The organism is Mucilaginibacter sp. MD40 (assembly GCF_002288635.1).
GTDB lineage: Bacteria > Bacteroidota > Bacteroidia > Sphingobacteriales > Sphingobacteriaceae > Mucilaginibacter.
Map to the genome: position 1 here is coordinate 908,545 of NZ_NRSW01000001.1, position 14,332 is coordinate 922,876.

Here is a 14,332-nt window from a genome sequence, read left to right on the forward strand (position 1 = left end):
TATATTTCAATGAATACGCTAAAAAAATAGCGTTGCTTATCATAATCGCCGTTTTAGCGGTGCAATGGGCAAACGCACAATACATTTATAAAGGCCATATCGCCGATAATACCAATAAACAGCCGCTGGAATGCGCCTGTATCCGGGCCAATGGAAAGTTATGTTGCACCAATAAAACAGGGGACTTTCAGCTTTCGCTTTCATCAGATACGGCGACCTTAACGATCACTTATATCGGTTATTCTACAAAAGTTCTCCCGGTACGCAATTCAGCCATGCCGGTGAGCATTGTAATGGATAACGGGCAGGTTGATCTTAAAGAGGTGGTGATCGCCCCCTCGCTGATGTGCAGCCCATTTCACACGCTGAGCACTCTAGATCTGCGGCTTCGCCCGGTCAATTCTTCACAGGACCTGATGCGCCTGGTACCCGGCTTGTTCATCGCCCAGCATATGGGCGGCGGTAAGGCGGAACAGATCTTTGTCCGGGGCTTTGATGCGGATCACGGCACTGACCTGAGTGTTTCGGTCGATGGTATGCCGGTCAATATGGTTTCCCACATCCACGGGCAGGGTTATGCCGACCTGCATTTCCTGATCCCTGAAACGGTAAAGAATTTCGATTTTGGTAAGGGCCCTTATTATTCCGCTTATGGCGATCTGGCTACGGCAGGCTATCTAAGTTATACCACCAAAGACGCCATAGACAGAAGTATGATCAGCCTGGAGGGCGGACAGTTCCATACCTTTCGTATCGCCGGACTGGTCGATTTATTAGGAAAGCAAGCCGCTCAAAACGGACAAACAGCCTATATCGCGGGCGAATACAATTACACCGACGGCGCTTTTAAACTGCCGGAACATTATAAACGTACCAACCTGTTTGGGAAGTACACCCGAAAAATAGGTGCAAATAATAAATTAACCCTAAGCGCTTCTACCTTTAGTACTAGTTGGATCGCTTCCGGGGAAATACCCGAACGGGTAGTTGCGGCTAATACAGTTGCGCTGGATGAACAGGGAAACGCAGTCAGGATCCCGGCTGCTCCTGTAACCATCGACAGGTTTGCAGCCCTCGACAGCGCTCAGGGAGGTAAGTCTAAAAGGATCAATGCGATTGCGCGTTTAACTACTGATCTGAAAAACGACTGGTCTATGGAAAATCAGTTATACTACACGCATTACACTTTTTCATTGCATGTGAACTCCACTTTTTTCGCGTCAGACAGTGTTAACGGCGACGAGCGTCAGCAAGCGGAAACACGGGATATGTTCGGTTATAACGGCAAACTTAGTAAACGCAAATACTGGGGCAATAACCTGCTGACTTCCATCATTGGATTAAGCAGCCGCTTTGACCGTACCTATGGCACCGTTTATGACCACGTTACCAAACAATACCAATTCCTGGATAACATCACCCAGGGCGACATCCGACAAAACAATACGGCCATTTACCTGGATGAAACACTGGAAAACGGTAAATGGCAGTTCAATGCCGGTGCCCGGCTGGATTACTTTAAATTTGGTTACCATGATTCCACTAAAAACAGTTTGGTCTTGAGCCCAAAACTGAACGTCCAGTATACCGCTAACGAACAGGTACAGTTTTATCTGAAAGCAGGCAAAGGATTTCACTCCAATAACGCGATCGCGGTGATCGGTAATAACGGGCTGGAAACTATTCCTTCAGCCTATGGCGCAGATCTTGGGCTGAACTGGAAACCAATGCCTCGCTTATTCATCAACGCAGCGGTCTGGTACTTATACCTGTCGCAGGAATTTGTTTACACCGATGATGGTGACATTGCTCCTGGCGGCAAAACCAAACGTTCGGGTATTGATCTCTCTGCCCGGTACCAGCTGGCTAAATGGCTTTTTGCTGATCTCAACATCAATATGGCTCACCCAAGATACGCTGACAGTACAAAAAAAACCGGCTACCTCGCGCTGGCTCCGACGCTGACCAGCACCGGCGGTCTGGATTTTAAATTAAATAACGGGATCAACGGCGGGTTGAGCTACCGTTATATGCACGACCGCCCCGGAAATAACACGAATACCTTGATTGCAGACGGCTATTTTGTTACCGACCTGAAGATCAATTACAGTCAAAAGCGTTATGAGGTTGGCCTCACGGTAGAAAACCTGTTTAACAAGCAGTGGAACGAATATGCCGTTGAACAGGTGAGCCGCCTGAGAGGAGAAGCCGCACCGGTTGACCAGATGAGTTTTACACCTGGTACCCCGTTCTTTACGAAACTGAGGGTGGCTTTTTTCTTTTGACAAATTATCCTATCATTACCAACCGAATATAAAAACGAAAGTCCATGAACAAGCCCCAAAAAGGATGTAATCTCGAAAAATGTTTTCTGTGCAGCAACACGGTGCCGGAATGGCGCGAGACCATCAACCTCCATAAACAAAACCTGAAATTCAAAAAAGGAGAGGTGATATTCAGCGAAGGGCAACAGGTAACAGGCATCTATTTCGTTTATTCCGGCACGGCAAAAGTTCATAAAAAATGGGGCGATGACAAAGAACTGATCATTAGGTTTGCTGCCGATGGCACAATACTGGGACACCGGGGACTGGGCAGCAAAATGGTTTACGGCGTGTCCGCCACTGCTATAGAACCGCTGGTAGTTTGTTTTGTAGACATCAAGTTTTTTGAAGCCTCCCTGAAAACCAATAGTGATTTGAGCTATAAACTCATGGTGCTGTTCGCAGAAGAGTTGGATGTTTCCGAGCGGAAAATGCGCGACCTGGCGCATATGCCGGTAAAAGGGCGGGTGGCGCAAGCCTTGTTATCACTGGAAGAGCAATTTGGCGAAGACGCCGCTGGCTACATTAACCTTACCCTGTCCCGGCATGATCTTGCTGCTTTCGCCGCTTCGACCTACGAAACAGTTTTCCGCGTGATCATGGACCTGATAAAAGAAAATATCGTCATCGTGACCGGTAAGCAGATCAGGATCAATGACCGCCAAAAACTGGCCGGACTCACGACGGGTGTCTGATATGGACACACGACATGATTAAACGGTTATGTTTTTACTAAAATCCATCCATTAAAATTGTTGGGTAATGCAATATTTCTTATCTTTATATCGTAAGATTTGTAATTAATCTGCATCAAATAATGGTTAGTAATTCGGTGCGTAGTACATCGGCAACCATATAAAGTATTGTAAGTCAATAGGGTTTTAATCGTGTTCGATTCCCCTACGGGCTACTTAAAACGCCGGTTTCTTACAGGAGATCGGCGTTTTTTAGTTGATGGGGCGCGCTATAGGTAAAATTTTGATGGAACTGAATAACGCGGAATGATGCTGAAAAAAGAAGTTAGCCAAGTCCAAAATTCCTTCATCAAATAGTTTCCTGGCACAGCTTTTCATCGTCAAAAGTCAACTTTAAAATAGCGTTTGAACCACATTTACCTGTCATCAAAAAGGGTAAAATTTTATTAATAAGCTCTAAAAGGTTTTGCCTTTTAAAAAATCGCCGTTTTTTTGTCGAGTCTTTATTTATAAATTGCCAGGAATCAAATAATTATAGAAAATACCGTTGATTATATCACCAGCTGTATGCGTGGGTGGTTACTTAATGGTAATTTAAACGTTAGCTAATATATTTCGAAGCGCTTACTCGAAATTTAAACTTTATTACAGTCGTTTAACAATTGTATATTATTTTGCGGTAAATAAAATGTTAGGTATTAACCGGCAGATTATGTAAATAAACAAGTTTAATAAAGACAGTTATTATTTATTATTGTGTAATAAATCTTTTCTGTAACTGTTTCAAATTTTAGAACAACTTACATATACCCCTAACTATGCGTCAGAGCGAAACTGTTATTGCTAAACTGCCTGACAGTGAATTATTTGCATTGGTTAGCAATGGTAATTATCCTGCTTTTAAAGAAGTATACGCCCGTTACAACTCTCTATTGTTATCATACGCCTTTAGGAAGCTGCACGATAAAGACGAAGCTGAAGATGTTGTTCAAGACGTTTTTATACAGCTTTGGAACAAACGTGATAGTTTAAATATAGCCACTTCGCTCTCATCATATCTTTATCGGGCCGTATTAAATAAATTGCTTAATGTACTCAGACACAAGGCAATTAATGACCGCCATGTAGATCAGCTGCAATATTTTATAAGAGCGTCGTCCGATAATACGGATTACCGCATACGGGAAAAGGATTTTAGTAGGCTTATAGAGAACGAGATCGCTAATCTTCCTCCTCGTACAAAAGAAATCTTTGAACTAAGACTGAAGCATTACCTGACCAATAGAGAAATTGCAGAGAAACTCGGCCTTTCAGAGCACACTGTGGCTACGCAGATAAAAAACGCGTTGCGGGTTCTCCGCAATAAATTTGGCACTTATGCCATTCTTTTCTATTTAATCTCCCGTTAAAAAGCTGATTTTCAGAAATCCTTGTCCTTTTAAAAAAATATTTAATCCTAATACCCAATGTTGATTTTCTAAGTGTCTTTACCATAGATTCTGAGAATCAGCCATTTTAAAACCAATTCATGAAAAAAGATTACGAGGCACATTCGTTATTAAAGAAACTTCGCGAAGGTAACTGTTCCGAGGAAGAGTTGGCATTTTTACGTGCGTGGCTAAATCAGTACAATCAGAGTGGGCCAGCCGGCTTAGGCGATGAAGAATTCTTAAGTTCATCAGTCAAAATGTGGGCGACTATTGATCGTTCCGTTCTGAACAAAAGCCGGATGGTTTACATCAGGCGTGTGGCGGCAATTGCGGCCTCTATTATTATTGTTATTGCCGTTGGTTTAATTTTTTGGTTTAACCGGGCAGGAAATGACGCCTCTGTAAAAACCTATGCGGTCAATCATATTAAAGCAGGATCCAACAAGGCAACGCTTACATTAGCAAACGGCGAGACCATAGACCTGGAACATGCCGCGAAAGGCGCCCTGTTGAGTAATGACGGATATAGAGCTGTAAAAAATGCGGACGGCCAATTAGTTTACCAAAACACCGGCGGGAAAGCCGCTGATAAAGTTTCTACTGCATATAACGTACTGACGGTTCCTTTCGGCGGTCAGTATCAATTGACCTTGTCTGATGGCACACGGGTTTGGATAAATGCGGGGTCGACCTTGCATTTCCCTTCTCGGTTTGGCGATGGTGACCGCTCGGTGGTTCTAAGCGGTGAAGCCTATTTTGAAGTAGCGCATGTTTACAATTCTGAGGGCAGCCGTGTCAGGTTTACTGTAAAAAGCGGTGGTAAACATCCGCAATCGGTGGAAGTACTGGGTACCCACTTTAACATCAGTGCTTATGATAACGATGACGCCACAAAAACGACTTTACTTGAAGGCAAAGTTAACATTCATGCCGGATCGGGGCCGGGATCTGATAAACAACGGATATTAACACCAGGCCAGCAATCCATTGTAGATAATGCAGACATCAAGGTTGTACCGGCTGATATCGAAGGCGCTGTCGCCTGGAAAAACGGGTATTTCCGTTTTAACGATGAGCCGCTTGAAAGTATTATGAGAAAGGTAGAAAGATGGTACAAAGTGCAGGTCATCTTTGAGAATGAGCGGGCAAAAACTAAAAAGTTTGCAGGTGTTATCAATCGGTTTGCCAACGTAACTGAGTTATTAAAAACGCTGGAATTGACAGGAGAAGTACACTTTAACATCGATCGGGACAGGATCGTAGTGAAGTAAAAATCACCATATAATATAACCTAAAAATTAAATTTATGACTGACAGCTCATAACGGCTTTCGAAGCCGTATAGGTAAGTTATTGCCTTATTACACGCACGATTACCGTGCTCAACTAATTGATTTAAAAATAATTATAACTTAATTAATGCTAAAACTCTTTACCCAAAACTTATTTGACCACACCAGCCCATCCAAATGGCTTGGTGTGGTATCAAAGGTCATAGCGCTTACCATGATATTATTTATCATGCAGCTAAATTTACGATGTTATGCACAACAGATTACGTTAAGTAAACAAAGCACAACTTTAAAATCTGTACTAAACGAGATCAATAAGCAAACTGGCTATAACATCCTCTGGGCAACTTCGCCTCTGTTTGATGAGCACCAGTTGAACGTATCATTTAACAATACCGATCTGGACAAAGCTTTAAAAGATTGTTTGAAAGGCTTGCCGCTTACTTATTCTATATCCAATAAAACTATTGTGATACGTGCGCAGTCAAATCCCGCGCCTAAAGTACAACGCGCCATACAAGACAAAAAGATCTCGGGCACGGTGAAAGACGATAAAGGCGCACCGCTTCCTGGCGCAACCGTAAAGGTTAAGGGAACACAAAAAGCGGTCACTACAGACGTTTCCGGAAAGTTTACGCTGGAGGCATCAGCGGGTGACATCCTGGTAGTCACATTTATCGGCTTTCAGGCAACAGAAATCAATGTAACGGAACAAACTGTTTACAGTATCACATTGCTTGACGTACAAAACCAGTTAGGTGGCGTGGTCGTTACCGCCCTGGGTATTAAAAAGGAAAAACGTACGCTTTCCTACAACGTGCAGGAGGTAAGTAGTGATGAGCTAACCACTGTTAAAGACCCCAACTTTATTAATTCATTGGCAGGTAAAGTTGCAGGTGCCACCATCAACGCCAGCTCAACAGGCCCCGGCGGAAGCACAAGGGTAATCCTGCGCGGTACCAAGTCAATCTCCGGAAATAACAATGCGCTTTATGTGGTAGACGGCATACCTTTGCCAGCTTTGGGGTCAGAGCAACCTAACGATGTGTTCTCCGGAGCAGGCCAAACCGGTGACGGTATATCAAACATCAATCCGGAGGATATTGAGTCATTAACCATCCTTACAGGGCCATCGGCGGCGGCACTTTACGGTAACCGCGGTGCCAACGGCGTGGTGGTCATTACCACTAAACGCGGATCTAAGGATGGATTTTCGGCAACGGTATCGCATAGCACGACATTTTCGAGCCCTTTTGTATTGCCAAAATTCCAGAACACCTATGGCTCAGAAGAGGGAACGTTTACCAGTTGGGGCGATAAACTGAAGACACCTTCCACGTACAACCCACGTGATTTTTTCCAAACCGGGGTGAATAATACCACCGCGTTAAACCTGTCAACAGGTACGGAAAGGAACCAAACTTATTTTTCTGCGGCGGTAACAGATGCAAATGGTATCATCCAGAACAATGATCTTAAGCGTTATAATTTTAACCTACGCAATACCAGTAAATTTTTAAAAGATAAGTTAACGCTTGATCTGAGTGCCATGTATGTTAGTCTTCAGGAACAGAACATGCTTGCACAGGGGCAGTATTTTAACCCGCTGGTGCCTATTTATTTATTTCCGAGGGGAGATGATATCCGCAAGTACCAGGCGTTTGAACGTTACAACCCCGAGCGTAACTTTAAAACCCAGTACTGGCCGTTTGGCGATCAGGGCTTCCAGATGCAAAACCCTTACTGGATAACTCAGCGTGATCTGTTCCAGAACAACAAAGATCGCTATATGCTAACTGCCAACTTACAGTATACTATTAATAGTTGGTTAAACGTAACCGCACGTGTGAAAAACGACCAGTCAACAGCGTTGAATGAGCGTAAATATTATGCATCTACCGCGGGTTTGTTTGCAAGTGCAAGCGGGGCATACCATCGGTATAACATCACAACAAACCAAACATACGCTGATGTTTTATTCAACTTCAATAAAAAAATAAGGGAATTTTCTATTAGTGCTAACGTAGGCGCAAGTTTGCTTGACGAGAAATACGGTGATGCTTCCATTGCCGGTAACCTGGGTGCGGTTCCCAATTTATTCAGCTATACCAATATTGATTTTACCCAGATCAAAGTATTACAGAATAATACACATGTACAAACGCCATCCATATTCGCTACCGCGCAGGTCGGCTACAAAAGCCTCGTTTATTTAGATGCAACTTTCAGGAGAGACCAGCCATCTTCATTGGTAAATACGCCAAATAAGGCCATTTACTATCCTTCTTTAGGCTTGTCCAGCGTCCTGACCGATGCTTTAAATATCAAGTCTAATTTTCTTTCGTTCATGAAAGTCAGGTTTTCATATGGTTTGGTGGGAAATCCCCCTCCACCAAACCTCACTATACCAACCTATCCTGTGTTGATACCGGGCAGTACGCCTAACCTGCTCACGTCAGCAGCAATAGACCTGAGACCGGAGCGTACACGCTCTTATGAGGCTGGTTTAAATATGATGTTCTGGAACGGGAAATTGAAGGTGGATGGCACGGTATATAGTTCCTCTACATTTAACCAGCTCTTTAACGTAAAAGTTTCAGAATTAACCGGCTACAGCGATATTTTCATAAACGGTGGCCGGATAGATAACAAGGGAATTGAAGTTTCAGTTGCGTTAAAGCAAGACCTGGGCGCAGTACGCTGGACATCGAATGTGGTTTATTCATTAAATCGTAACAAGGTCAATCAACTGTTGCCACAGACCAACGTAAACCAGTTAGGGGTAAAGGTTTCTCAGGATACCCTTGACCTTGGCGGTACAACCAGCTATAAAATGCTGCTTACCAAAGGCGGCTCAATGGGTGATATTTACGTAAATACCTTGCAAACTGATGAGCATGGTAATATTTACGTCAACCCGACCAACTACACTGTTGCTGCAGACCAGAACCGTTTTGTAAAAGCAGGTAACGCTAATCCATCATTCAACCTTGGCTGGCGAAACAGCTTTTCATACAAAGGCATTGATGTAGGCTTTTTAATTTCGGCAAGAGTTGGTGGTGTTGGCGTTTCGGTAACGCAGGCTATTATGGATGGTTTTGGTGTTTCGCAAAACAGCGCTGCTGCCAGGGATAATGGAGGCGCCATTGTTAATGGCTTTAAGGTACCTGCGCAGGCTTACTACCAGGTTGTTGGCGGCGGTTCATCAGGCGTAGGCTCTATGTATGTTTACAGCGCAACTAACGTTAGGCTCGGCGAAGCTTCTATAGGTTATGATATACCGCTCAACAAATACTACAAATGGATCAAAGGATTCAACGTATCGTTGATTGGCCGTAACTTATTTATGTTCTACAACAAAGCGCCGTATGATCCGGAATCAACCGCGAATACCGGAACATATTACCAGGGTATCGATTATTTTATGCAGCCAAGCCTGCGCAGCATCGGTTTTTCTGCCCGTTTAAAATTTTAACCATAAACACATATAATGATGACAAAGATATTGAATGCTGTTAGTGGTCAATTAAGGTACTTAGGCTTTTTCATACTGCTTACGTTAGCCTTCTCTTGCACTAAAAACTTTGAAAAATTTAATACGAACCCGAATCAGGCTACACAGGATATGCTGGAAACTGATAACCTGGGGACAGGCTCACTGGTTGCCCAAATGGAAAAAAACGTTTTTCCGATTGCGCAGCAGCCGCTATTCGGCGATGAGGTTTACCAGGTAATGCTCAATTTAGCCGGCGATGCCTATTCGGGCTATTTGGGTACCACCAATAACTTTTTATCGGGGGCAAACAATACAACCTATGCATTAGTACCCGGATGGTATGGCCAGGCATTTTCACGCTCATACATTGGTGTTATGCCAGCCTGGCTACGCGTTGTTGCGGCTGCCAAAACGCAAACACCAGAAGTGTACGCAATTGCAACCATTATAAAAGTAGAGGCTTTACACCGTACCACGGATATGTACGGCCCCATCCCTTACCTTAATTTCGGCAATGGCGACCCGGCTTCACAAAGTAAATACGATAGCCAAAAGGATGTTTATTACCGGTTTTTTGACGAGCTTGACCAGGCCATTCAGCTGCTTACCGATTTTAACACGCGCTTTCCATCTGCGAAGGTATTGGCCAATTATGATTTTATTTATGGCGGCAATACGGCTAACTGGATAAAATTTGCCAACTCTTTAAAATTAAGATTAGCTATGCGCCTGGCTTACGCTGATCCGGGAAAAGCAAAAGCTGAAGCAGAGTCTGCTGTATCACAGAAATTTGGGGTCATGACCGCCTCAACAGATATTGCTGCATTACAGCATACCTCTCTTTTAACCTATAACCATCCGCTTTACATTATCTCAAATAATTTTGATGACACTAGGATGGGGGCGGTAATGGATTCATACCTAAACGGCTACAACGATCCCCGGTTGTCTAAATATTTCATGCCTGCAAATGATGGGCAGTACAGAGGTATACGCAGTGGTATAAACATCGGCAATAAAGCTACTTACACCAGCGGCTCATTCTCCGGGCTCAATATCCAGGCGTCAACTAATATCACCTGGTTTAACCCGGCCGAAGCTTACTTTCTGCGTGCAGAAGGTGCATTACGTGGTTGGAGCATGGGCGGCACAGCACAAAGCCTGTATGAACAAGGCGTACGCACTTCTTTCGACATTAATGGCGTGGCCGGCAGTGCAGATAATTATTTAGCAGATAATACCAGTACACCTGCCGGGTATGCTGATCCAAAAAATGGCGCTAACAGTAGTTCTGCTCGTAGTAATATCACCATTAAATGGGATAATGCGGCTTCAACTGAAAATAACCTTGAACGCATTATTACTCAGAAATGGATAGCTATATATCCTGATGGGCAGGAAGCATGGTCTGAATTCAGAAGGACGGGCTACCCGAAAGTGTTCCCGGTGGTGGTGAATAACAGCCAGGGTACTATCAATACCGATATCCAGATTCGCCGCTTGCCATTCCCTGCCAATGAATACCAGAATAACCGGGCGGGTGTAAACCAGGGCATATCGCTACTTGGAGGAGCAGACAACGGCGGCACTAAATTATGGTGGGACAAAAAATAATAATGGTAATGAAAAACAGATTTTTTTATGTCCTTATCATAGCGATAATGGCAATACATACGGGTTGTAAGAAACAAAATGATCCATCGGCTTTAACTATACAAAAACCTTATACCTACGATGAGCAATACTTTACCAACCTGAGGGCGTACAAAGCTTCGCCGCACCAGGTCTTCTATGGCTGGTTTGCCGGATATAGCAATAAAGAGGGTGTGGAGGCCGACTACAAGCAGTCCGCCTCCTGGGGCGAGCACTTTGCCGGTTTACCCGACAGCCTTGATTTCTGCAGTTTATGGGGTGGCATACCTTCGCTAAAAAAGAACGATTCGGTTACTACCTACAATCCGATTGCTTATACAGAAATGCGTAAGTCTATGGAGGTACGAGGCATTAAAATGCTGGCAGTGGAGATCACCCGGATACAAAAACCACAGTTTAAAGGAAGGTATCCTTTGAACGACCTCGGTATTCAACAATATGCGCAGTGGTTGATCAATCAGGTGAAAGACAATGACCTGGATGGCCTTGATCTGGATTATGAGCCGGAGGGTGACTGGCTGCAAAATGAAAACTTTAACAAGTTTATAACCATCTTAGGCAAAGAGTTTGGCCCTAAATCTTCGAACCCGAAGAAATACCTGGTCATCGATTATTACAGCCAACCACCATTAAAAGATGTTGAGCCTTATATTAACTTACTGGTTAATCAGGCATACGGCGCAGGCTCTGCAAATGCCCTGCAATCGATTTATAATCGAGTAACATGGTGCCCAACCAATAAATTTATTGTTACCGAAACCTTTGGCGACTATTGGGCAACCGGTGGTGTGCCATTTACCGAAGCCGATGGGAATACCCTTTCACCGGATGGCAAACGAATGATGTCTTTAGAAGGTATGGCGCGTTGGAACCCCACACAGGGCCCAAAGGCGGGATGGGGGGCTTTTTACTTCGAAAGAGATTATAACAACGGGCCATTCCCTTATGTAAGACGTAGCATACAGGCTGCCAACCCGGCTGTTAAATAAATGGGTAAACTTAATTTTAAAAAAATAAGATGAAAAAGATATACAATGTTTTGCCGGCTGTGCTGTTGGTTGCAGCCCTGCTTACCATTATAGTTGGTTGTAAAAAGGCAATGGAATACCATGATGTTATATTGATCACCGGGACAGAAAGCGGAAAGTTAGTGCCTTTTACGGTTGAAAAAGCACCTGCAGCATACGCAGTTACGGCAACAGCCACCGGTAAAGTAAGCCAGGACGTAGTAATCAGTTTTGCAGTAGATACCAATTTGGTTAGCGCTTATAATGCCGAGGTTTCAGGCAAGTATTTTGCAGCACCGGCAGGCAGCTACCAATTGCTGGCCAATACAGCCACTATTAAGGCCGGTACCAATGTTTCAGACCCGGTGATGGTTAAGGTGCTATCTTTAGACAATTTTGTGACTGGGCGAACCTATATCATTCCGGTAACCATAAAAAACACGACCGGATCTGACGGCGTTTTGGAGGCGTCGCGTACGGTATATTTAAAAATATCGAGGGTGCTTGATTTTAATTCGATCAATATCTCCAATCCTTCGTTCTACGCGCAATATAATTTCCCTAAACCTTATAGCAATCTCAATCAATTCACTTACGAAATTAAATGTTACATCAACTCTTTTCACGACGGCATTAATCGCCTGTGCAATTGGGGCCCGGCAGACCAGGCTTATCCTAACCTTTTACGCTTTGGTGAGTTTGGCAGCGATACCAACCAACTGCAGTGGGTGGCCGCCGGTGGCAGCGTTTTTTCCCAAACACGGTTCGCCACTAAAACCTGGTATACGGTTTCATGCGTGTTTGACGGCTCAAAATATCAGATGTACGTAAACGGTAAACTGGATTCTCAGTTCGACGGTTCTCCTAAGGCTTTCGAACTGGGTGCTTTAGAATTAGGTATGTCTTATGCCGGCTATCAGTACAGCCAAAGCATTGATGCGCGTATTTCAGAGATCAAAGTATGGAACAAGGCCCTGTCCAGAACCGATATATCCAACGGTTTGTGCGGCGTAGATCCAAAATCTGACGGGTTGATCGCTTACTGGAAAATGAATGAGGGATCCGGAAACGTGTTCTATGACCGTACCGGTAATGGCCGCGACATGACATGGCCGTCTCAGGCCGTGTGGATAAAGGATGCCGATAATAAATGTGCACAATAATACTTAAGCAAATGAGAAACGACATAAAATTAACCATCAGTTTGCTGCTGATGATGGTAGTCTTCGGTACTGCCTGTAAAAAAGACGCTCAATATGATGTGATGGGCGACAAAGTAAACCGGGTATATATCACCACCAGTAACAAAAGTGTAAATAGCATTAATACATTAAAATTCACCATAGTTAACACACCAGCCGGCAGTGTAGGGAGCGTTAACGGAGCTTTGCCTGTTAATTCGACCATGGCTGCAAAACAAGCTATTACTGTAGCATTTACGGTAGATAATAGCCTGATAGATCAATACAATCAAAAATACGGTACTTCTTATAAGGCCGTTCCTCAGGGTTTCGTAACCATAAATCAAAACGTTACAATACCTGCCGGAAGTGCGATTAGTAAAGATTCCCTAAAAGTATCCATAGCCCCTGATAAACTGGTACAACTAACCGATAAGGCTTACGTTATCCCTGTGAAGATAAGTTCAATATCAGGTGACAACAACGCGCAGGTAAGCAGTAACGAGAATGTGGTATTTATAGCCGTCAATATCTCGGTGACCCAGCTTTACAATGCTCCTGTTGGATCTGATATGACAGGAAACCTGATCGCTGATCGTTCTGCATGGACAGGCACAATCGATCAGCCAATCTATGCAGGGTCCGTTTCAGCACTATTTGATGGTGATGATAACTCTTATTGTTATTCAGGCGTTGGCACATTAACCGTAGACCTTGGCAGCACTGTAAGCGGTATAAATGGCATGCGCTTTAAATCTTATTTTGATGCGTATGGCATTAATACAGCAAATGTTTCATCAAGTACCGACGGGCAAACCTGGACAGATTATGGTACTGCAACCTTCGCTACCGGCATCGGGGCTCAGTATGTAAAATTCTATAAAAATATTAACGCACGATATTTAAGATTTCAAATTACACAATCTCAGCAATCTGGCTTCATTGCTTTGACAGAGTTTGATGTGTATAAATAAGATTCTGCTCCTTGAGAAAGAGCATTGTACTGTGGCAGTTTTAGTTGATACCCCGGATTTAAAAGTCCGGGGTTTTTTATTAACTATTCTTAAAATACTGGCCATGTGGATAATAAAGAGTATGAGCATTTTTCGTCAGGCTGGAATGAATTTAATTGAGAGGAGATAGCTTTAACATCGGGTTACTTCTAAGTCAAGATTTGCGATTTTACTCAGCAAATTTGTTGAGAGCGCAACGAAGGGAGGTCGGGATGAGTAAATACCCATCGAAAGGTTAATTC

General features: G+C 43.7%; 9 protein-coding genes. All 9 read left to right on the forward strand.

Annotation, left to right across the window (positions count from 1 at the left end):
- Positions 1–32 precede the first annotated feature (32 nt).
- The 9 genes from CKK33_RS04135 (at position 33) to CKK33_RS04175 (ending at position 14,051) form a co-directional block, all read left to right on the forward strand.
- The gene (locus CKK33_RS04135) at positions 33–2,285 is read left to right on the forward strand and encodes a TonB-dependent receptor domain-containing protein (protein ID WP_095702895.1); all 2,253 of its coding nucleotides are present in this window, start codon (positions 33–35) and stop codon (positions 2,283–2,285) included.
- A 101-nt stretch (positions 2,286–2,386) separates the two neighbouring features.
- Positions 2,387–3,019 carry a Crp/Fnr family transcriptional regulator gene (locus CKK33_RS04140; RefSeq protein WP_233138143.1) on the forward strand — a complete coding sequence of 211 codons (633 nt, stop codon included), beginning with the start codon at positions 2,387–2,389 and terminating at the stop codon, positions 3,017–3,019.
- A gap of 818 nt (positions 3,020–3,837) precedes the next feature.
- On the forward strand, positions 3,838–4,428 hold the full coding sequence (locus CKK33_RS04145; RefSeq protein WP_095702897.1) for an RNA polymerase sigma-70 factor: 591 nt from the start codon (positions 3,838–3,840) through the stop codon (positions 4,426–4,428).
- Positions 4,429–4,547: 119 nt separating this feature from the next.
- Positions 4,548–5,720 carry a FecR family protein gene (locus CKK33_RS04150; RefSeq protein ID WP_095702898.1) on the forward strand — a complete coding sequence of 391 codons (1,173 nt, stop codon included), beginning with the start codon at positions 4,548–4,550 and terminating at the stop codon, positions 5,718–5,720.
- A gap of 147 nt (positions 5,721–5,867) precedes the next feature.
- Positions 5,868–9,215 (forward strand): SusC/RagA family TonB-linked outer membrane protein, encoded by a 3,348-nt coding sequence (locus tag CKK33_RS04155; RefSeq protein WP_095702899.1) that lies wholly within the window; start codon positions 5,868–5,870, stop codon positions 9,213–9,215.
- Between the two features lie 15 nt (positions 9,216–9,230).
- The gene (locus tag CKK33_RS04160; protein ID WP_198952437.1) at positions 9,231–10,850 is read left to right on the forward strand and encodes a RagB/SusD family nutrient uptake outer membrane protein; all 1,620 of its coding nucleotides are present in this window, start codon (positions 9,231–9,233) and stop codon (positions 10,848–10,850) included.
- Positions 10,851–10,858: 8 nt separating this feature from the next.
- Complete coding sequence (locus CKK33_RS04165) at positions 10,859–11,878, forward strand: glycoside hydrolase family 18 (RefSeq protein ID WP_158223392.1); 1,020 nt, start codon at positions 10,859–10,861, stop codon at positions 11,876–11,878.
- A gap of 29 nt (positions 11,879–11,907) precedes the next feature.
- Positions 11,908–13,059 (forward strand): BT_3987 domain-containing protein, encoded by a 1,152-nt coding sequence (locus CKK33_RS04170; RefSeq protein ID WP_095702902.1) that lies wholly within the window; start codon positions 11,908–11,910, stop codon positions 13,057–13,059.
- An 11-nt stretch (positions 13,060–13,070) separates the two neighbouring features.
- Complete coding sequence (locus tag CKK33_RS04175; protein ID WP_158223393.1) at positions 13,071–14,051, forward strand: BT_3987 domain-containing protein; 981 nt, start codon at positions 13,071–13,073, stop codon at positions 14,049–14,051.
- Positions 14,052–14,332: the final 281 nt, after the last annotated feature.

Coding starts and splice junctions, on each gene's coding strand:
- CKK33_RS04165 (WP_158223392.1), top strand. CDS start 10,859: ATGAAAAACAGATTTTTTTATGTCCTTATCATAGCGATAATGGCAATA.
- CKK33_RS04145 (WP_095702897.1), top strand. CDS start 3,838: ATGCGTCAGAGCGAAACTGTTATTGCTAAACTGCCTGACAGTGAATTA.
- CKK33_RS04170 (WP_095702902.1), top strand. CDS start 11,908: ATGAAAAAGATATACAATGTTTTGCCGGCTGTGCTGTTGGTTGCAGCC.
- CKK33_RS04150 (WP_095702898.1), top strand. CDS start 4,548: ATGAAAAAAGATTACGAGGCACATTCGTTATTAAAGAAACTTCGCGAA.
- CKK33_RS04155 (WP_095702899.1), top strand. CDS start 5,868: ATGCTAAAACTCTTTACCCAAAACTTATTTGACCACACCAGCCCATCC.
- CKK33_RS04160 (WP_198952437.1), top strand. CDS start 9,231: ATGATGACAAAGATATTGAATGCTGTTAGTGGTCAATTAAGGTACTTA.
- CKK33_RS04175 (WP_158223393.1), top strand. CDS start 13,071: ATGAGAAACGACATAAAATTAACCATCAGTTTGCTGCTGATGATGGTA.